This window comes from Phormidium sp. FACHB-592 (assembly GCF_014695795.1).
Lineage (GTDB): Bacteria > Cyanobacteriota > Cyanobacteriia > Leptolyngbyales > Leptolyngbyaceae > Stenomitos.
This window is the reverse complement of sequence record NZ_JACJOZ010000047.1, coordinates 31659-51224: the sequence shown is the minus strand read 5'-3', so window position 1 is coordinate 51224 and position 19566 is coordinate 31659. Positions and strand designations below refer to the sequence as shown.

Annotated in this window: 15 protein-coding genes; 9 read left to right on the top strand and 6 right to left on the bottom strand. The window is 50.6% G+C overall.

Going from position 1 to position 19566, the window contains the following annotated elements; genetic code table 11:
- Positions 1 to 65 precede the first annotated feature (65 nt).
- Together H6F86_RS13360 and gmk are read left to right on the top strand one after the other, a co-directional pair.
- Positions 66 to 329, top strand: a complete 264-nt coding sequence (locus tag H6F86_RS13360) for a DUF370 domain-containing protein (RefSeq protein WP_190449103.1) — start codon at positions 66 to 68, stop codon at positions 327 to 329.
- A gap of 251 nt (positions 330 to 580) precedes the next feature.
- Complete coding sequence (gene gmk, locus H6F86_RS13355) at positions 581 to 1138, top strand: guanylate kinase (RefSeq protein ID WP_190449102.1); 558 nt, start codon at positions 581 to 583, stop codon at positions 1136 to 1138.
- Between the two features lie 125 nt (positions 1139 to 1263).
- Here the strand turns inward: gmk and H6F86_RS13350 are convergent, their stop codons facing one another.
- From H6F86_RS13350 to H6F86_RS13340, 3 genes are all read right to left on the bottom strand, one after another.
- Positions 1264 to 1824 (bottom strand): photosystem I reaction center subunit XI, encoded by a 561-nt coding sequence (locus H6F86_RS13350; protein WP_242033509.1) that lies wholly within the window; start codon positions 1822 to 1824, stop codon positions 1264 to 1266.
- 373 nt (positions 1825 to 2197) lie between these two features.
- Entirely contained in the window at positions 2198 to 2326 is a 129-nt protein-coding gene (psaJ, locus tag H6F86_RS13345; RefSeq protein WP_190449101.1) for a photosystem I reaction center subunit IX, read from the bottom strand.
- Between the two features lie 200 nt (positions 2327 to 2526).
- Positions 2527 to 3012, bottom strand: a complete 486-nt coding sequence (locus H6F86_RS13340; protein WP_190449100.1) for a Photosystem I reaction center subunit III — start codon at positions 3010 to 3012, stop codon at positions 2527 to 2529.
- Positions 3013 to 3220: 208 nt separating this feature from the next.
- Between H6F86_RS13340 and tsaD the strand changes: the two genes are divergently transcribed.
- From tsaD to H6F86_RS13305, 7 genes are all read left to right on the top strand, one after another.
- Positions 3221 to 4267, top strand: a complete 1047-nt coding sequence (gene tsaD, locus H6F86_RS13335) for a tRNA (adenosine(37)-N6)-threonylcarbamoyltransferase complex transferase subunit TsaD (protein ID WP_190449099.1) — start codon at positions 3221 to 3223, stop codon at positions 4265 to 4267.
- A gap of 246 nt (positions 4268 to 4513) precedes the next feature.
- Positions 4514 to 6616, top strand: a complete 2103-nt coding sequence (htpG, locus tag H6F86_RS13330) for a molecular chaperone HtpG (RefSeq protein ID WP_190449098.1) — start codon at positions 4514 to 4516, stop codon at positions 6614 to 6616.
- A 297-nt stretch (positions 6617 to 6913) separates the two neighbouring features.
- Positions 6914 to 7150 (top strand): 50S ribosomal protein L28, encoded by a 237-nt coding sequence (gene rpmB, locus H6F86_RS13325; protein WP_190449097.1) that lies wholly within the window; start codon positions 6914 to 6916, stop codon positions 7148 to 7150.
- Between the two features lie 568 nt (positions 7151 to 7718).
- A complete protein-coding gene (gene hpsA / locus H6F86_RS13320; RefSeq protein ID WP_206756037.1) occupies positions 7719 to 12413 on the top strand; it encodes a hormogonium polysaccharide biosynthesis protein HpsA in 4695 nt (1564 codons plus the stop codon).
- A 20-nt stretch (positions 12414 to 12433) separates the two neighbouring features.
- Positions 12434 to 13246, top strand: coding sequence for a type II secretion system protein (locus H6F86_RS13315; RefSeq protein ID WP_190449095.1), 813 nt, complete (start codon positions 12434 to 12436; stop codon positions 13244 to 13246).
- A gap of 80 nt (positions 13247 to 13326) precedes the next feature.
- On the top strand, positions 13327 to 14442 hold the full coding sequence (locus H6F86_RS13310; RefSeq protein WP_190449094.1) for a prepilin-type N-terminal cleavage/methylation domain-containing protein: 1116 nt from the start codon (positions 13327 to 13329) through the stop codon (positions 14440 to 14442).
- 36 nt (positions 14443 to 14478) lie between these two features.
- The gene (locus H6F86_RS13305; RefSeq protein ID WP_190449093.1) at positions 14479 to 15081 is read left to right on the top strand and encodes a GspH/FimT family pseudopilin; all 603 of its coding nucleotides are present in this window, start codon (positions 14479 to 14481) and stop codon (positions 15079 to 15081) included.
- 121 nt (positions 15082 to 15202) lie between these two features.
- Here the strand turns inward: H6F86_RS13305 and H6F86_RS13300 are convergent, their stop codons facing one another.
- From H6F86_RS13300 to H6F86_RS13290, 3 genes are all read right to left on the bottom strand, one after another.
- Complete coding sequence (locus H6F86_RS13300; RefSeq protein ID WP_190449092.1) at positions 15203 to 17002, bottom strand: ABC transporter substrate-binding protein; 1800 nt, start codon at positions 17000 to 17002, stop codon at positions 15203 to 15205.
- 108 nt (positions 17003 to 17110) lie between these two features.
- Positions 17111 to 18421: a TldD/PmbA family protein gene (locus tag H6F86_RS13295; RefSeq protein ID WP_206756040.1), complete on the bottom strand. Its 1311-nt coding sequence runs from the start codon at positions 18419 to 18421 to the stop codon at positions 17111 to 17113.
- Between the two features lie 280 nt (positions 18422 to 18701).
- On the bottom strand, positions 18702 to 19565 hold the full coding sequence (locus H6F86_RS13290; RefSeq protein ID WP_190449091.1) for a Tab2 family RNA-binding protein: 864 nt from the start codon (positions 19563 to 19565) through the stop codon (positions 18702 to 18704).
- Position 19566: the final 1 nt, after the last annotated feature.

Below are 19566 nucleotides of genomic sequence, written 5' to 3'. Positions count from 1 at the left end.
GCGGTGCATTACGATAGAAATCTAAGTTTGGACAGGCTTCTCACTCACCCACGCCTTGAGTCCGTATGGACATTAAGCTCATCAATATTGGTTTTGGTAACATCGTGTCTGCAAATAGGGTGATTGCGATCGTTAGCCCAGAATCTGCACCCATCAAGCGTATCATTACTGATGCACGCGATGGTAAGCAGCTAATCGACGCGACGTATGGTCGCCGGACCCGAGCCGTGATCATTACTGACTCTGGTCATATCATTCTGTCAGCCATTCAGCCAGAAACGGTTGCCAATCGCTTGATTGTCAGTAAAGACGGACATGGTGATCCTTGATGCATCAGCATGGCTGAAGCTATGGTCGCGCTTCACAGCGGTAAGCCGTAAAATATCTTCCTTTTTAATTTGTTAAGTTATGTGTATGTCAGAAAAGCAATGTAATTAACAGATCCAAACCGCTAAGAAGACAGTTTAACTACCCGAAATTGCCGTTTGTCTTGCAGAAGCGGACTTATTAGTTGAAGATGAAGAATTGTTAACGATCGAATTATTGCTGACTACCATTCTTACTGAGGGCGAAAGCGGGCATGAGCGCATTAATTGTTTTGACAGGACCAAGCGGGGTCGGTAAAGGTACGCTGCTACGATCGCTCATTCAGCGCCATCCAGAACTGTATCTTTCCGTCTCAGTGACGACGCGATCGCCCCGCCCTGGTGAGATTGATGGTAAAAACTATTACTTTGTCTCGCGCAGCACCTTTGAGCGCATGGTTGCTAATGGCGAACTGCTGGAATGGGCAGATTTTGCTGGCAATCTTTACGGTACGCCCCGCAAAGCGGTTGAAGACCAGATTCGTCAAGGCAATCGTGTGATTTTAGAAATCGAACTGCAAGGCGCACGGCAAATTCGCAAAAACTTTCCCGCTGCTCTCCAAATCTTTATCCTGCCGCCTTCCCTGCTGGAACTGGAAGATCGCATTCGGCACCGTGCCCAAGATAGCGAAGAAGCGATCGTTCGTCGTCTGCAAAGCGCTCGTACTGAGATTGCTGCTGCCGATGAATTCGACATTTGCATTGTTAACGATGACATTGCCAAAGCGCTCGAGCGCATCGAAGCAACCCTCTTTGCAACAGCGACGTGTTAGCCCAACGTCTTGGTCGGGCTTAGGCACGTAAAGACAGTCGGCATAGAGAATGTTGCGTCAAGACGTGTCTACAGCACAGCCTCTAGACCATTGAATGCCTTAGCTTGGCAGGTTGAATGCCACTGCTAAAAGGTGAAAATTAGCAAGAGGACTGTTGCAAAAAAGGCTCCACTCGTACCCCCGAACCAAAAACCACGTGCCAGCAATCGCCAGCCCTGTGGTACGCCTAAATCAGTCGGTGGCTTTGGTGTCGTTAGTGTTGCAATCGGTGGTAAGGGCGCACTCTCGGCATAAACGGCGATTGCTAGCGTAGCGATGCCAACCAACCCGATCGTGGCGCCTAGCCCTGCAAACAGCGCTAGGTTAGTGTCTCGTAACGGACCCAATGCTACAAATGGACCCAGCAACCAGAAGCCATGTGAAAGACCAACCTGCAACCCTCGCTGAAACGGCGAAACTCCTTGACGATAGGCAGGCAACTGATTGATAAACCAACGAGTAAACGCCGAATTATTGATTGGAGTTGCCAAATTGCCTTCTTGTGGATCGCCAGCAGCGAACACAAATGGTGCTACGGATGGCATGGGCTTCTTGGCTACACTCGATGCTTTACGCTGCGGCTGGTCTTGCACTCCAGAATGCTCAGAAGAATGACTAGATCGATCGTTAGACTTACTGCTTGCCATAGTTCTTGTACTTTATATCCCTTGCTCATAGATACCCTTAAGCAAACGCGCGAGGGTAAACGCTAATTCTGTAAAATTCTAAACTGAAGTTTCCCAATTAGATATGGTGCCCAACATTTTTATTTAGTGACTAAAGGAATATTGGCTGACGGTCGTTACAGCCAACTTATGCGGTAGCTAAACTACTGAAAAAGTGGAGAGATGGCACTGTTGATGTCGCTTATGAGACAGCAGGCACTATCTACTGATCGCTCTAAACCTATCCACCTTTAAACCCATATAGAACAGAGGGGTGCGATCGCTTTGATCCCACCCCTCTGCTTTAACCAAACTTGAATTTTGTCCGAACCGCAACTGCTTCACTCACACTGCTTTATGGCATTGGGTGAAACAGGAGGTCTGGAAAAAAGCGATTGAACTCAATCAAGATTCCTGCTGTAAACACCAGCCAAGCGGTGAGGATAACAGGAGCCGTCGAAAGATACTTGAGGAAATACTGCATAAAGTGTTCTCCTGAAAAGAGCTGAAAACTCAATCGAGACTTGAGGCAATGCTAGAGCGAGCAGTTTCCGATAGTGATTGGCGGACCCAACCGTGGGGTCAAAAGGCTTATTACCTTTTAGGATGTACCGCATCCAACCGGATAGCACTATGGTTTGTTGCCCAACAACAATCGCCTAAAGTCTAAACCGTGGGCAAAGATTAACGGACGGAGACGGGGATTTCATCATCTTTAGCGGTCAGTTCACCGGTGGTAAACTCCTTCAACGCTGCCAAGGGCCAAGCGAACCCAGACAGAGCCAATTTAAGTGCTAGAGGCACGTTGATGACGATCTCATCCTGTTCAGGAGTCGCGCTTTTCTTGACAGCCTGAATATAAGAACGACCAACCCAGCCAATCCAACCCGCAATATAGAGAAAGAGAATACTGGGGATCGCAAATTCGCCTGCATGAGCCGCTGTTGGGTCAACGACTAGGTGAGGTAGTCCTTCTTCACCACACAAGACACCAGAATTGGCGTAAAACTCAAAGCGCTGCTTGGCTGTAGCGCTAACTGAGTCTTTGGCTCGCTGAGCAAATGCGGGTGAATCTTTACAAGGTGTTAAGTTAGAGGCATTGGCGGGCGGGATGGAGACAAACCCGAACCAAAGCATGACGACGAGCACTAGAGCAAACAACCGTTGCATGGAATTGTTTCCCTTCTTTTTAAATTACAAAATGCACAAGACAAAACATAGAAAGGCAAAAATTTTCGCACAAACCACTTAGTAAAACAGTTTAGAGGTCTTGCAACGGTCGGTTCACTAAACGAGGTAGCATCGTACCGTTTAAGGCGACCTCTGATGCAGTCTAAGCTACAAGAGGAAGTTCATACCCTCAAAAAGGTACCAGCAAATGGCGACGGTTTTGGCAATTGAAACAAGTTGTGACGAAACAGCCGTGGCGATCGTTAAAGATCGTCACGTTTTAAGTAGTGTTGTTTCGTCACAGATTGCTAGTCATCAACCATACGGTGGCATTGTGCCCGAAGTCGCGTCACGTCAACATGTGGAAATTGTGAATAGCGCGATCGCTCAAGCGCTTCAAGAAGCGACGCTGGATTGGTCTGGCATTGATGGCATTGCCGCGACCTGTACACCTGGATTGCTGGGTGCATTGCTAGTTGGCTTAACCACTGCCAAAACCCTAGCGCTACTGTATCAAAAACCACTCATTGGTGTGCATCATTTGGAGGGACACATCTACGCCTCCTATCTGGCTGCCGCTGATCTTCAGCCGCCGTTTCTCTGCCTCCTGGTTTCGGGTGGACATACGAGTCTCATCTATGTCAAAGACTGCGGTCATTACAAAACGCTGGGACAAACCCGCGATGATGCAGCAGGGGAAGCGTTTGATAAAGTCGCCCGCTTAATGCATCTGGGCTACCCTGGTGGACCGATCATCGATCGCCTTGCAACACAAGGTAACTCCAAAGCTTTTCCCTTACCAGAAGGGCAAGTATCGCTAGCGACTGGAGGCTTCCACCGTTACGACTCTAGCTTTAGTGGCTTAAAAACTGCCATGCTGCGACTAACCCAAAAACTCCAACAGGAAAACCCAGCCCTGCCGATCGAGGATTTAGCGGCTAGCTTTCAGGCAACCGTTGCCAAAGCGCTGACCAAACGAGCGATCGCCTGTGCCCTTGATTACGGACTGGACACGATCGCAGTTGGTGGCGGCGTAGCAGCAAATACAGGCTTACGTCAACACCTACAAGCTGCTGCTCAAACTCACAATCTGCGCGTCCTCTTCCCACCCCTTCAGTTCTGCACCGATAATGCTGCCATGATTGCCTGTGCCGCCGCCGAGCATTTGCAACGAGGGCATATTTCACCGCTAACGCTGGGTGCCCAATCGCGTATGGCGATCGCCGATGTCATGCAGCTTTATGCCCATTCCTGACAAAAGGCAGAAGGCAGAAGGCAAAAGCTGCCATTAACATCCATCACCCCTCACCCTTCACTCTTCTGCCCCATCACCCTTCCACTTCTCCACCCTTCACCTCTCTCTACAGGTAGGGAAATCCGCATCTACAAGGAAGGTCGTCCTCTCAGTACAATCAGAGGCAACTAGCCAGTATCACCACTGGATTCCCTTCTTTTCGTCATTTATCTGCTGCAAACAACCTGCTGAGACTGGAGTATTACCATGACGACTGTTCTTGAAAAGGGCAATATCAGTATTCATACTGAGAATATTTTCCCCATCATCAAAAAATGGCTCTACTCAGACCACGAAATTTTCCTGAGAGAGCTAGTCTCTAACGCCGTTGATGCTATCCAAAAGCTCAAGATGGTGTCCTATTCGGGCGAATTGGCTGGAGACTTAGGTGAGCCTGAAGTGGTTATCACAATCGATAAGGCACAGAAAACCCTGGCTGTTTCCGATACGGGCATTGGCATGACGGCTGATGAAGTGAAGCAATACATCAACCAGGTTGCCTTCTCCAGTGCGGAATCCTTTGTCGAAAAGTACAAAGCGGCTGGTGACCAGCAAATTATTGGTCACTTTGGGCTAGGTTTCTACTCGTCTTTCATGGTGGCGCAACGGGTTGATATTGATACCCTTTCCTATCAGCCGAATGCCGAACCTGTGCATTGGTCGTGTGATGGTTCTACTGAATTTGAACTTAGTGCCTCGACTAAGAGCGATCGCGGTACCACTGTGACGCTTTTTCTTCAGGAGGAAGAACAGGAATATCTGGAGCCGCATCGTATTCGGCAGTTGATCAAAACCTACTGCGACTTTTTGCCCGTACCTATCAAGCTAGAAGTTAAAGAAGCGGCATCAGACGCTGCGCCTCCTACAGAACCTGCGACCGAAGCCACGGCAGAAACTCCGACTGAATCCGCCGCACTCGAAATCAAAGCGCCAGAACAAATCAACCGTCAGAAGGCTCCCTGGAAGGAATCGCCCAGTGCGTTGTCTTCCGAAGACTACATGGAGTTCTACCGCTACCTCTATCCGTTTCAGGAAGAGCCGCTGCTGTGGGTACACCTCAACACTGACTATCCCTTCGTCGTCAACGGCATTCTCTACTTCCCCAAGCTCAAGCCTGATGTTGATACGACCAAAGGTCAAATCAAACTTTTCTGCAATCAGGTCTTTGTCAGCGACAACTGCGAAGAGGTCATTCCTAAGTTTCTGCTGCCTTTGCGTGGGGTTATCGACAGCGTGGATATTCCGCTGAACGTCTCCCGCAGCTTCTTGCAGAACGATCGCACTGTCCGTCGTATTGCTGACTACATTGCGAAGAAAGTGGGCGATCGCCTGAAGGAGCTTTACCGCGACAACCGGGACGAATATGTCCGTTGCTGGCAAGACCTCGGCACCTTCGTCAAGTTCGGCTCCATCAACGACGACAAGTTCAAAAAGCAGGTCGAAGATATTCTCATCTATCGCACAACAGCAAAGCTGGGTGAAGTAAGCGGTGAGAAGAGTGAAGTACCCAAAGTCGAGGTACAGTCTGCCGACGGCGACGCCTGGCAGGATGCTTCCCCCGCCTCCCCCTCTTCTGCTTCCAGCGACTCCCCCCCCTATACGACGCTGAAGGAATACCTGGAGCGCAATAAAGATCGTCATCCCAATCGCGTCTTTTATTGCACCGATGAGGTAGCACAAACGACTTACGTAGAGCTTCACAAGCAGCAAGGGCTAGAAGTCTTATTTATGGACTCGTTCATTGACAGCCACTTTGTTAGCTTCTTAGAGCGTGAGCATCCCGATGTGAAGTTTTCACGGGTTGATGCCGATCTGGATGACACCTTGATTGACAAAGATAAGCCTGCTGACATCGTTGACCCGACGACCAATCAAACCCGTAGCGATCGCATTAAAGAGCTGTTCCAAAAAGCGCTCAACAAGCCCAAATTAACCATCCGCACTGAAGCGCTCAAGTCTAGCGATGCCAATGGTGTGCCGCCAGCAATGGTGCTCTTGCCAGAGCATTTGCGGCGGCTGCAAGAGATGACTGCCTTAATGCAACAGCAAGCTGTGCAGTTCCCTGAAGAACATACTCTTCTGGTTAATACCTCACACCCGCTCATTCAAAATCTGGTGAGCCTTAGTCAGGGAGCCATCATCCAAAATGAAGGACAGTCTCCCTCTGCCGAACTGGCAAACCTGATCTGTCACCACGTCTATGATCTGGCACTCATGGCGCAAAAAGGCTTCGATGCTGAAGGAATGCAAGCCTTCGTCGAGCGATCGAACGCGGTGCTAACTCGTCTCACCGATCGCGCGGCTTCTTGAAGTAAGGGGTGAGGAGAGAGGGGGCAGCAGGCAGAGGGCAGAATTAACTCAAAACGCTCTAGCGCAACTCAAAACTCTCTAGCTTCACCCTTCCACTTCCTCACTCCTCTCACCCTCTACCCCCTCCCCTCCCAGATGTGATCTACATCCTGATGGAGGGATTTTTTTTGCTGTATATCTAGTACAGCGTTCGCTCGATTCTCTAACCTTCTTCCTCTTGGCTTCCTGATTTCCAGGTCGTTGTATACAATAGGATGTCGGTTAACCATTTTCTAAGCGCACACCCTGGAGATTGCTATGGCTCGTCAATGTCAACTTACTGGCAAAAAGGCAAACAACGCCTACGCCGTGTCTCACTCTCATCGTCGGACAAAGAAACTGCAAGAAGTGAATTTGCAGTGGAAGCGTATCTGGTGGGCTGAGGGCAACCGTTGGGTAAAGTTGCGGCTTTCTACAAAAGCAATCAAAACCCTCGAACACAAGAGCCTCAGCGTTTTTGCTAAAGAATCAGGCATTGATCTGAATCGCTTCTAAGCGTGTGAGCGGCTTCTTTGCGTTGAGCGCAGTTGGTGATCCGACTGGCAATGAATGTGTAACGAAGTAATCGGGCAACCACAAAAGCTTGCCCGATTGTCAATTTTATAAAAACTTTTTAAAAAGAGAATTTAGCAAAAGTGGCACCTGCTCAAAAATAATTTGAGTCGGACGATCGCTTTATCTAGGTACATGGGTAACATTGGGGCATCTCTCTTTATGACGAATTAATATCTTCTACTGAGCTATAAAGCTTGTGTGAAGCAGTACTTCGCAATATGAAAGATTACTTAGATTGTTGTCACAGCCTTAACGCTAAATTCTTGTTCGTTCCGTTAATTCGCTGATGTTTCAGCAAGCGTCCCTTGTTTATCTTCGTGGCTTCCCGGTTGATCACAGGCTATTTAAACTGTTACCACAGTAGGCATCTACACAAGAAATTTGTACCTTCAGGACATTTAAAGCACATCCCGCAGAAAATTGTCACTCTGTTTTCTGCCGTGCCCATTAGCTCATGTTGTGAGTTCAGTTCATAAACCTTTTGCCATCGTCGCAGGAAGCAGCTATCATGTCAGACCGTAAATTAGCCAAGGCAGTTCAGGCTCTTTTTAGCCAGATGCAGAAGATGTCCAGAGCCTTAACTAAAGGGCTAATGAATTGGCTTCTGCGTTCAGCAATGATTTTAAACCGAAGGTTTCGGTCTCCCGCAGCGGGCTTTGTATTGCCGACCGTTATCTTGCTACTGCTCGTTGTGTCGTTAACTGTAGGTGCATTAGTCTACCGTGCTTACAGCCGTAGCGCTCAGGTGATTGGTGAGAGTCAGCAGCGGGTTATCTACAATGCGGCAACTCCTGCGATCGACAGAGCAAGAGCCAAGCTAGAAACGCTCTTTGATGCGACTAAAGACAGCCGTTATCCGGGTGGTGTCCCTGCTGAAAACTACATGACAGGGATGCTGCGTAACGATGGGAGCTACGGTGTTGGTGCCTTGGGAGGTCCAGATCAATACACTATTCCTGGCGAAACCCGGATTAATCTAGACGCTACAACGAAGACGGGCGAACTGACCCCTCAAGACAATGCCTGGGCATTCCGCACCGATACGAATGGCGATGGCGCTCTTGATGCGACGGTGGTTTACTCCATTGTGCTGCAAACACCACCCGATCAGAATGGCGTTGCGGGTTCTGGTATGGTCAACACCTCTGAGACCGTTAAAGCAAATAGCTTGTTTGTGCGGCAGGGTCCATTGAGTAATCAACTGCGAGGCAACTGCGCAATCGCTCAGGACAGTGCAGCGTCTAGCGCAGCGCAGGGTTGGTTCCAGGATTTAAGCACCTCTTCAACGCTTCGCAAAAACTTCCAGGTGGATGCGCTCGTTATCCCAGACACCATTAACACTAATGGCAGCTTCACAACGCTGGAAATGCAGCAAGACCGGAAGCTCGATCGGGGGAATAAGTGGGGAGCCTGGTTCCGCTACGACATGGAAATCTTCCCTGGTCCTACCTTTAACTGGAATGGAGCCATGCACACGGAAGGCAGCTTCATGACCAAGCCGCAAAACGGTTTTAATGCCTTCTTAGTGAGTTCTCAAGCGTCGTGCTTGATGAGTACTGCGTCTAACTCAGAGATCACAGTCACGGACATTGTTAACTCCAATAACGATACGTCGAAGCCACCCGACTTTGTTGGCTTAGCGTTTGCAGGGAGTATTCGTGACAACGATTACAACGGCTCTTCCAGCATTCACATCTGGCCCGCAACGACTAACCCTGCTCAACCGTCGCAAATTGCGACCCTCGAAAATGATGCTGACGGTGGTTCAGCACAGAATGCTACTGGCGCTGCTATTCCGGTTGCTTTAGATCCAGTGAGGCTGCTGACTGACGATGTAAGTCAGGCGCGTGGTAGCGATCGAACAAACCGGACCAACCGTAAGGCAGGTTGGAGGGGCTTACCGAACACAGGCACACCGCGTATCTACAACCAGGCAGAGGCAAAGCCTTATGTGGATGACCTTTACCGAGCCGATAACCGTTGGGGACCCAAACCCCGTTACAACGACCAAATTGCGGTTGCAGCGCCGAATAGAATGGGCGATGTAATCACAAGTGATGTTACCACCCTGGTTCGTGGCACCGTTGATCCAAATAATCTCTCTACTGTTGCAAATGCTGGTTTAGATGGCTACTGGGAACGACGTGCCTTTAACGAAGGGCTGCGGGTCATTGTGGGGCAGCGCCTGGAGCTTGGCAATGCCTTTGGTTGGGTCAAGACTGGACCGAGAGATCCACTGTATCCACCGAGTGAAACGCTCACTCACGAGCAGCGCCAGCGTCGTACCTTACGAGACAACATTGCGGCGGTGCAGTCAACAGCGATCTACCACAGAGACAGTGCGGTTGGTGCCGCTCTTCCTGTAGCGTGTTTGGCAAGTACGGCTCATCCTGGGACAGCGACTACGCTTGCGAACAGCATTACCTTTCAGTCGCAACCAGTCAATGGCACTGCCGAGGTGATCACAGACTTCTTGACGGGAAAAGGCACTAATGGCTGGGAGTTTGCCCCTCCAGCATATCTTCAGTCTGAGGCTGCTTTTGCGGCGGCAATCGCTCCTACCCAACCTCTGGGCAAAGCGCTCCGCAATTTAGCAATGTTTGCTGGTGATGACGATCCAGCAACTCCTGGTGTCGTTGATGGTGCCTTTCCGCCCAGACAGGAAGCCTCTGGCTCGATCGTGCATCCCTATCCCCTCACGTCTATGTGGGGTAATTTCTCTGAACTGCGTCGTGCTCTCGCCCGTTTGGATGCAGGGATTGCCTACACCAACGCAGACCCGCTCCTTAGCCTCAGCATAGCTGAACAGTCTACCCTGCATACTGCGGCTTGCACTCTAGGTATGCTGGCGTACAACATTAATGGGTTCACCGATGATCCAACTGGCTATGACTATGCAGATAACGCTAACAATTCTGGTTTATCAACCCTTGGCGGTGTTCTCTTCAACTTAGTTGACGGTCTGCAAAATAATGGTGAGGTTAAAGACCCTACAACAGGTGCCTACTTCCCCTTTACAGTTGTCAACGGTAATCCGTCAGCAGCCTATTACGATCCAGTAACTGGAGCCGCTGCAAAGTATAGCGAGTTATCAGCCGATGACTTCGTTAAGGCTCTGTTGACTGATACAAATATCGGTGGGAATCCTGACAGGCGGAGTCTAGCTAACATTGCCACGATTATCTACAGCAAGCAGCAGGCTGACCGCGATCGCCTCTTTGGGTTCGAAAACGGTTCTCCGCCAGCACCTACAGATCGTCCCGATACTTGGGAGAATAACGGCAAAAAGTTCCCGGTCAAGGTAAATAATACGGATGTCCTTTTCCCTACAGGATGCGATCCGGAGACATTTCCTTTGAATCAAGGGGCTCCCGAAGCGCAAGCAAGACAAAAGGTTGGATTGGCGCTTGCTTTCTGCGAAAACACGCCCCGTTACCCCGCTCTCTTCTACCTTTTCCCCAAGGTCGATCACGACTATGACGGTGATAGCTCACTGGGCAACCAGCAGCCCACAAATGAGCAGTACTCTAGCGACCCATATATTCAGAACAAGTCTAGCTTGGGGTATCAGTATAGAGTCGTTGGTATCACGCCCGATGATTTCTCTGAGATCGCGATGACACCACGTCGTTCTAGTACGGACAACTGGAGGTTGCCGATTCTGCAAACCCGCTCTAATGTTACTGGCGCAAACGTCTCACCTAACCTGATTGTTGATCCAACAGGTGCTCTGAGAGCGGTTGGCTTCCTTGATCGGGGTGTGTTCAACGGTCGCGAAATGATGACGACCCGCACAATGGATCTTGACCTGGGCATGCTGCGGAGTTTAGGCGTTGCCACAGGTCGACCCTGGCTACCTGTTAGTGGCATTGTCTATGCCTTCCGGGAAGATGCAGTGCGAGAAGATGCGATCGCTCGACCAGCAGGTGGTCTTGCACCTGTAACGACCAACGCCACAACTCTAACTAACCCAACTGATCCAACACTCGCTACGAATGCAAATAACGTTGCAATCAGCACTAAACAAGTAGACTTTATCGCTGACCCCGATCGTCGTCCTCACGGTTTCCGGCTCCGCAATGGCGTACAGATTAAACGCAACGATTCTTTTGCGCTTCCCAGCACAGACAACACTCGTGGTCTTTCCTTCTTTACCGATAGCCCGGTTTATATCCAGGGTGATTTCAACTTGCATAAGAGAGGTGCTGATGACACCCCTGGTACAACTGTCGAGGAGTTTACTGAAACCCTGGTGCCTGGTAACGATACAGGTGGGCTTTACACGGTAGATCAGTTTTATCGTCGGACGAACCGCAGTCCAGACTTTGCCAGAACTAGTGCAGGGGGCGATCGCTGGCGACCAACCGAAATTCTTGCTGATGCCGTTTCCATCCTGTCTGATAGCTTCTGCGATGGCAGTATCGAAGATGCCTTCATTGCTAACTCTGGCTCTGGTGGCACGATCACTAACGCTGCCGATAGGTATAATAACCTAAATACCCCTGCGAACCCTGGTTTTGGGCTCTTTGGTCCAGGCTGTACCAGCAATAGGACATCGTTCTTAAACCAAAATCGTCCAACAGCTAACCTCGGCGCGGCAAATTGGCGAAGGGAAGATGGCACGTCTGCTGCCACTGCTACTACGCCGATCCGCATTGACCGCAACGGTAAACCATTGAAAGCGGATGGCACAGTCTACACCGGAAACTATGATCGCTTTGTTGATGATAAGTCGCTGATGCCAGCTACCAACGCAGGCACGACGGTAGACTCCATCATTGTGAGTGGCATTGTGCCCTCAAGGGCAGGTCAGTCTTATGGTGGTCTACACAACTTCCCTCGCTTCCTAGAAAACTGGGATCAAAGAAACCTCTGGTTTGCGGGTTCGTTCTTGCAGCTTAACTTTAGCAACTCTGCGACCGCACCCTTTGACCAGGATGTCTGGGAACCGCCCTTAACAGCTTCTCCCAACAGTGAAGCGATCAGATATTACTCACCACCCAACCGGGTTTGGGGCTACGATCCTGCACTCCAGCTAGCTCCAGCCGGTCCAGCCGCCGCTCGCTTTATCACCGCTGGCAAAAACCGCAACGAGTTCTATTCAGAGCTGCCTGCTAACGATCCTTATATTAGGAGACTCTGCACTGCGGCAAGGACATCGGGCATCACCGGAGTTCCTGCAAACATCAACTGTCCTGCTTAACTCTGTCTGGAGGCTTGATTATGTCCATCGATTCCGGTTCATCCAGTAAACCTACAGTGCAGGTAGCCACGACAGCAATGCCCAACCCCTCTTCTACCACAGTGATGCGACGGCAGCGCTTACTCCTTTCTTTGTTAACTCGTTTGCCCCAGCGTGCCCCGTCAGCACAACGTGCAAAATGCGATCAGGGTCTGTCGTTGATTGAGTGTTTGGTGGCGATCGTTGTGGTCTCCATCACGCTGATTGCGATTACGCCCCCGATCTTCTTCATCACAGCAACCCGTGTGCAAAGTCGTAAGGCAGAACAAGCATTGCAGGTGGCTCAAGCAGAGATCGACCGAGTGCGGGCTGTCGTTGAGCGCGGCGTTTATACAGCGGCTGATCTGCCTGCGGTCGTTACCAGCATTAGCTCCGTGCCTGCACCGACTACCATTGCCGCTGGCGTTTTGAAGTCATCTACTGTAGGCTGCAACACTTACACAGGTGTCACCGTTGCATCTACTGCTTTGCTCCCAGTCAGCACCGATCTTGATCCCAGTAATCTTGCTGCATGTGAGTCGCAATTTCTAGTGCAAACGTTTCGCACCGCTGGTCCACCTCCAACTGGATTATCTGGCTTCCGATTAGGCGTACGGGTTTACTCCGACAATCCACTTTTGCGTCAAAATTTAGGCGGTCTACAAACGGCACAAGCCTCCCTCCGCTTTGTGAGTGGGCTGGGTGACCAAAATCGACGACCTCTGGCAATTTTGTACTCCACCATCGTCCGCAACGATACCAGCAATTCTCTGCAAGACTATAGCACTGTCTGTTCGACCCCCGATGGTTGCTGAACCAGAACGCTCGTATGCTACGACGCTAGCAATGCTCGTAAATTCTAATCGCTACTACCCTTCTCTCAACCAGGCTTAGAATGGCTAAACACTCCTTCCCGTGGCTATTAGCACGATCGTTCCGGTCCCAGCGTAAGCATCCTACCACTGGCTTTACCCTGCTGGAACTACTGATCTCGGTATTTATCGGTGGCATCATTACCAGCACATTGCTCTACAGCGTGGTCGAACTGCTAAAAGTGAATCAGCGAGAATCAAGCCGTGCCGAAACTCAGCGCGAAATGCAGTTAGCGATGGACTACATCAGCGCAGAACTGCGCCAAGCCGTCTTTGTTTACGATGGTAGTTGTCTAACTGGAACAGGCACGTTTGCGGCGGATGCTTGTCCAGGGGTCACCAACTTCCTGCCCACAGCTATCAACACGCAACCAACAGGAACTGCTGCTGGAACAACGCCTGTTTTAGCGTTCTGGCGAGTCGATCCGCTGCCTCAAGTCTTAATTAACCTCTGTGCCGCTAATGCAGCCAATTTGAACCTCACAACTAACCCCAATCCCCCAGCGGGCATCAATGGGGTACCTTGCCTGTCTCGCAGAACCTATAGCTTGGTTGTGTACTACCTTGATACAACCAATACAGGTGGTACATGGGCTGGTAGAGCACGACTGAAACGCTATGCGCTCACTCAATTTACCGCGACTGGTGCGCCCAACACGGGCTGGGTTGACCCTACCACGACAAACAATAAATTTCTTGGCTGGCCCTATGAAGCTACCGGTAACAATTTGCAAACGGCAGGAACTCTGTCAGATGGGTCAACGAACCCTTATGCAGGTGCTATTGCCGGTGTAGCTGTCAATCCGCCTGTGTTAGTGGATTTTGTGGATACTCCTGTCACACCAGGCTCGACTGCGACTGCGTGCCCTGGTGATTCTGTTACTGCTGGCAGCCTGCCACCCTTTGTTCGATCGCCATCCGGTACAACTGTTACAAGCTTTTATGCCTGTGTAAGAGGTGGTGGTTTTACAGCCGGGATTCAAAATAACACAGGCGGACGTAACCAGGAAACTGCCGTTTTCCTCAGAGGCAACGCGGCTGGTCGAGCTGGGGTTCCATCCACTGCCAAAGTTGTCTTTGATCTACAAACCCGTGTGCTGAGTCGCGGCAGTTTTGAGAAAAGTCCGGCACCTCAGTAGGCTGCTCATTTTAGTGCTCTAGCTTAGAGAAGAAATATGAAAAATCACCGTTTACTGAGACAATCAACCGCCGGTTTCACCCTGATCGAAACGCTGGTTGTGGTCATTATGATTGGAGTCTTGTTTGCGATCGCGGCTCCGGGGTGGTTGACCTTCATTAACCGTCAACGGCTGGGCACTGCGAATGAGCGGATTCTCCAAACCTTACGCACTGCCCAAGCTGAGGCGAAACGCACGCAGACCTATCGAGAAGCCCGTTTTGATGTTGCTTCAGATCCGCCGAGAGTAGCAGTTTTACCCTTGACCTCTAGCACATCAGGTACGGGTGGTGCAGCCGTGCAGACCTTAGGGCGTATTCCTGATGCCCAGGTCAATCAATGGGAAACGCTCGGACAAGGTGAGGTTCGGTCAGGCATTCTCACTCTTAGAACGAGTCACACTGCCAGTAATTCCATCATTTTCAGTCCCGATGGGGCAGTGGCTTCCACGATACAGGCGACTACCAACCCAACGATCACTGATACCCAGCCGTTTACAGTGACATTGGCACTCAGGGGTGCTCCAAGTGTGAAGCGCTGCGTCAGTGTCCGAACTCTTTTAGGCGCTGTTAACCAGAAAAGCGATGCAGCTTGCCCTTAAAGAAACACAGATCTCCGACTTCTTTCTGTGCCTTGATCATTCGCCCCATCTAGGGCAGAAGTCAGGGATCTAAGCTCAAGACAAGATCTAGCGTGCCCTTTTTCTCATCAGAGACCAGGGTTTAAGATTGCTCATCTACAACTTTTAGTTCGTAGAGATTCCAGAGAGAGCCACGGGTATCCAAACCAGAAAACTGTACGCCTTGAACGCGATCGCGGATGGCTGAGAGCGCAGTGGGTGTTACCAAGTGAATGACAGGCACCTGCTCCTGGATGATACGTTGAAAGTCAGCATAGATTTGCTTACGCTTGGTTTCGTCATATTCTCTGGCTCCGGCAACGAAGAGGCGATCGATCTCTTCCTCCCAATCGGAAATAACCCAGTTTTTGATTGGTGGTGCGCCAACATTAGGACCCTGGTTAAAGTCATGGGAGGTGCCAGCGCTAGTCCAGTAGTTCGCACCGTCATGTGGTTCTACACCACCTGTATAGCTGAGGAAGTAGCATTCCCAGTTACGGTTGCTGATACTCTCCACCAGCACATTGAAGTCAACCGGGTTCAGGTCTAGCTGAATGCCGATACTCTGCAAGTCTTGCTGCATTTGAGCAGCAAACTGCTGTGCAGTACGGCTACCCGCAGGCAAAATCATTGTGAATCGAACGCGGTTGCCTGCTTCATCTAGCAGTTGTTGCTTGGCGTTGTACTTAAACCCAGCACCTAGCAGTAGCGACTTTGCTTTAGCAGGATCGTGCTCGTAAACTTTTAAGCCTTGCTGCGGCGACAGAAAGTAGGGACTCTGTACCGAAATTGGTGAATTCTGAAGTTCTCCAATGCCACGAAACAGATTGTTGATGATGCTCTGGCGATCGAGCGCATAAGCGACTGCCTGACGAAAGGCTTTGGTGTTAAACCAGCGCGATTTGATCGGGTCAACAAAAGGCTTGCCGTTAGTGTTTGTGGCGCGATTCAGATTAAAAGCAATAAAGGTCGTCCCAGAGGTTGGTCCACCGTTAAGAATCGCAAATTTACCACGTTGCTCTTCACGCTTGAGTAGGGAGAAATCTTCGGGGCGCAGCCCAGCTATATCCAGGTCGCCAGAGCGAAACCGCAACATCCGGCTATCACTGTTTTCGACGACTTGCCAGATGATGCGCTCGATGTAAGGCAAAGTCTCGCCTTGGGCACCTTTACGCCAGTAGTACGGATTGCGACGATAAATAATCCGCTGACTATTGGCGTAGCTCTCGATCGTGTACGGTCCATTAGTGACGATTTCGGCTGGTTTGGTGTCAGTGCCCCAGGTCGTCAGAAACCGGGGATTACCATCAGAGCCTTTGGTAAACACGCTTTGGCGAAGGCGATGGGCAGGCAAAATCTTGGCACCCATTGCCCGCAAAAAGGGTGAAGATGGCTCTGGTAGAAGGAACTCTACACGGCGATCGTCCAGCTTTTTCACCGTTGGTAGCTGCTTTTTGTCGCCAATGCGAAACGCATCTCGCACATCAGTGGGAATGGCTTCATTCAGATACACATCTTTGTAGGTGAACAGCACGTCATCTGCCGTCAAAGGTGCACCGTCTGACCACTTCAGCCCGTCACGTAGGGTAAACGTAATGCGCTTCTTATCCTCTGAGATTTGCCAGGATTCTGCCAACGCTGGGACAATCTCTGCTGTGATGCCGTGTTCGTCAACTAACCCATCAAACGTGAAGGAGAAAATATTGGGTGACGAATTGTTGAGGGCGTAGTTGAACGTCTTGGGATCGGTTGTGGTGCTAATGACAAGCTGCGGGATACGAGCTGCCTGACTTTTCAGGTTTTGTGCCTGGCAAGCAGAAAGGGCGATCGCTAGCACGATCATCAAACCTGCTAACAACCAATAACGTCCACGTCGACTGTCTCTAAAGGCTGCAACGCTCATAACCGCTCCCTTCTTTTTCTACTGGATGCTCGTTCACTGAACTATTGGCGGTTGCTCAGCCCGTGATCCATAGACCTGGTTTGATGTACCTAGTCTAAAGTCTAAAACCTAGCTCCGTGCAGTGACTGATAGCCCGTCAACGATTAGGGACGGGGTATAGCAAGAACCGTTCCAATCGGCATCACCACCCAGCGCCAGCAGTTGTTGTAGGGCAGTGTAAACATTGCCGGATACCATCGTATCTTTCACGCGCCCGATCACTTCACCGTTTTTAACACGGTAGCCCAGGTCAACGTTGATGGAAAATTCGCCCGAAATTCCGGCACCGCCACCAAGCATCTGGTCGATGACTAGCCCATCATCAAGGGTAGCGATTAAATCCGGGAGAGACTTGCCAGTGGCGACACTGCCGACGGGTTGAATCATGATATTGAATAGTCCAGGAGTGGGGTAGCTACCCAAGCCAGGACGAAAGCCGTTGCCTGTAGTCCCGCTACCGATCGCCCGCCCAGTCGTAAAGTCGGCATAGAAGAGTTGCAGCACACCATGATCGATGAAGGTAATGGCACGAGTTGGGGTGCCTTCATCATCAAAGGGACAGCTAAAGGGACCAATATGGGGCTGTTGCGAAAGCGTTAAGCCTTCAGAGGTAACGAGTTCATTAAGGCGATCGCTCCAGGGTGATGCGCCTTCAAGCACCTGTTTGCCGCTGAGTGCCGACTGTACCGTGCCCCACAGCATATCGGCGGCTTTGGATGTGAAAAGAATGGGGACGCGCCCAGTCAGGGGTTGTGTGTTGTCTCTTGCCCACTCCAACCGCTGCATAATTTGGTGCACCAGTGCAGTAGGGTCAAGGCTGCCCCGTTGGGTTTGCCCATCTGAGACGCACAAAAAATCGTCGCCACGTATCCACTCTGCGGAAAGGTAGCAGCTCAGAGTTGTATCAGTGTAGCCGCAGTCTAAGCCGTTGGAGTTAAGCAAACGAGTTGTTTCAGCTTCACATTCCCATTCAGCAGTGCAGATCAGGTCTGGATTAGCCTCACGGATGAGCGCGATCGCCTCTCTTCCCCAAGTGACTAATTGCTCTACAGGCACCGTTTCGCCCAGGTCAGGGTATTGGTTTTTGGCAGCACCCGCTAGTTCGATCGTTTCGGGTTCATTAAGCTGGCTCAGGGCGATCGCGCGATCAACTAAAGCTTGTGGCTCGACGGGACCGTAAGCAACGGCTAAACCAGGGCAACCGTTTCGCCACAGCCGCAAGGCTGTTCCTTCTGCCTGGGCGCTTTCTAGCTGCTTCAGGCGATTTGCCTCAAAAAAGACCGGATATGCCAGCGATCGTGATTGTAGGACTTCTGCCGCTTCTGCGCCTGACTTGGCAGCCAATTCCAGCAGTTGCTCTGCTAAGGTATCGTGTTGCAAGTCGTCGGAACCCATCATAAGTATGAGCGAACAGAGTGTGAGTAATGAGCTTTTAGCCGTCAGCAGGTTAGCCGTTAGTTTTTAGAGTAGAACACCCATTAGGGACGCAATGGCTGTTTAACTGAGCTAGGAGCTTGTTTGAAAAAACGTATGGTTTTGGGGTCTAGCCAACTCTTAAGAAAAAGCAGATTACAGCCGCCAGTTGTTGATCCTGCCTTCATCGCTGATCGCTGACTGCTGATCGCTAAAGGCTGCTGCTCAACAACTGCTAAGGATCACTTTACGCTAAGTTGACCGTCTGTAATAGCCAAAATCCAGCAAAGGCTTCTGTCTCGGGATCAGCTTGCACCGCAAGGAAGTGAACACCATTAGCTTGCTGTTTCGCTGCTTCAAAGTTCTGTGCTTCTGTTTTCACCTGCTGATTCGCCAAACTGGCAAGCGTCCAGCGATCGTTCAGCCCAGTCTCTAGCAACAAGCGCGTGGGATAGTCACTGTCAAACCTAACGCTGGCGACCTCTAGACCTGACATCCAGCCAGCTAAGGGAGTTGCACGCGCCGAAAAGATCAGTAGCCCCGGAATTTGAGCTTCTGGCGCAAGCCCTGAAAGAGCTAGGGGAAACGCTTCACCAAAGTCGATCGTCCACTCGTTCATTTCTGCCACGTCACTGGCTGACAGGGTGACAAACTGCCATTTTTCGCCCAGCAATGCATCGGGTAGGGGTTGCGGCGGGGTTTTGGCAAAACTCACAGATGGATTAGCACCCGGTTGAAAGCCTGGTAGGGCTGGATAAACTTCTAGATGGCGCTGCCGAAGCCATTGGTTCAGCACAAATGTTCGCTGGCTCAGTTGGGCTGGGATGCCCAATTCTTTGCAGGCTTTGGCAATCATGTTGTTCATTGCCTGCCGAAAGAAGCGAATTTTATCAGGAGGCTGCGGGGCATGGGCGATCGCCGCCTCAATCACGCTCTTTAAACGCACCGAGTTAACTTCGGCACTGGAACAAAATTCGGCGTAGCGAAAAAGAGATTCTGGTTGGCGATCGACAGCCAACGGGCTTTCACAAACCAGCACTTCCCAAACCTTTTTTTTGTTTTCATCCAAGATTGGGCGCGAGTAGAAGTCAAGTTCCCAGACAGTAATCACT

What these genes read in the sequence shown, in the direction of transcription:
- H6F86_RS13360 (WP_190449103.1), top strand. Translation starts at nt 66, where the DNA reads ATGGACATTAAGCTCATCAATATTGGTTTTGGTAACATCGTGTCTGCA.
- gmk (WP_190449102.1), top strand. Translation starts at nt 581, where the DNA reads ATGAGCGCATTAATTGTTTTGACAGGACCAAGCGGGGTCGGTAAAGGT.
- H6F86_RS13350 (WP_242033509.1), bottom strand. Translation starts at nt 1,824, where the DNA reads ATGGCAAGCAGTAAGTCTAACGATCGATCTAGTCATTCTTCTGAGCAT.
- psaJ (WP_190449101.1), bottom strand. Translation starts at nt 2,326, where the DNA reads ATGCAGTATTTCCTCAAGTATCTTTCGACGGCTCCTGTTATCCTCACC.
- H6F86_RS13340 (WP_190449100.1), bottom strand. Translation starts at nt 3,012, where the DNA reads ATGCAACGGTTGTTTGCTCTAGTGCTCGTCGTCATGCTTTGGTTCGGG.
- tsaD (WP_190449099.1), top strand. Translation starts at nt 3,221, where the DNA reads ATGGCGACGGTTTTGGCAATTGAAACAAGTTGTGACGAAACAGCCGTG.
- htpG (WP_190449098.1), top strand. Translation starts at nt 4,514, where the DNA reads ATGACGACTGTTCTTGAAAAGGGCAATATCAGTATTCATACTGAGAAT.
- rpmB (WP_190449097.1), top strand. Translation starts at nt 6,914, where the DNA reads ATGGCTCGTCAATGTCAACTTACTGGCAAAAAGGCAAACAACGCCTAC.
- hpsA (WP_206756037.1), top strand. Translation starts at nt 7,719, where the DNA reads ATGTCAGACCGTAAATTAGCCAAGGCAGTTCAGGCTCTTTTTAGCCAG.
- H6F86_RS13315 (WP_190449095.1), top strand. Translation starts at nt 12,434, where the DNA reads ATGTCCATCGATTCCGGTTCATCCAGTAAACCTACAGTGCAGGTAGCC.
- H6F86_RS13310 (WP_190449094.1), top strand. Translation starts at nt 13,327, where the DNA reads ATGGCTAAACACTCCTTCCCGTGGCTATTAGCACGATCGTTCCGGTCC.
- H6F86_RS13305 (WP_190449093.1), top strand. Translation starts at nt 14,479, where the DNA reads ATGAAAAATCACCGTTTACTGAGACAATCAACCGCCGGTTTCACCCTG.
- H6F86_RS13300 (WP_190449092.1), bottom strand. Translation starts at nt 17,002, where the DNA reads ATGAGCGTTGCAGCCTTTAGAGACAGTCGACGTGGACGTTATTGGTTG.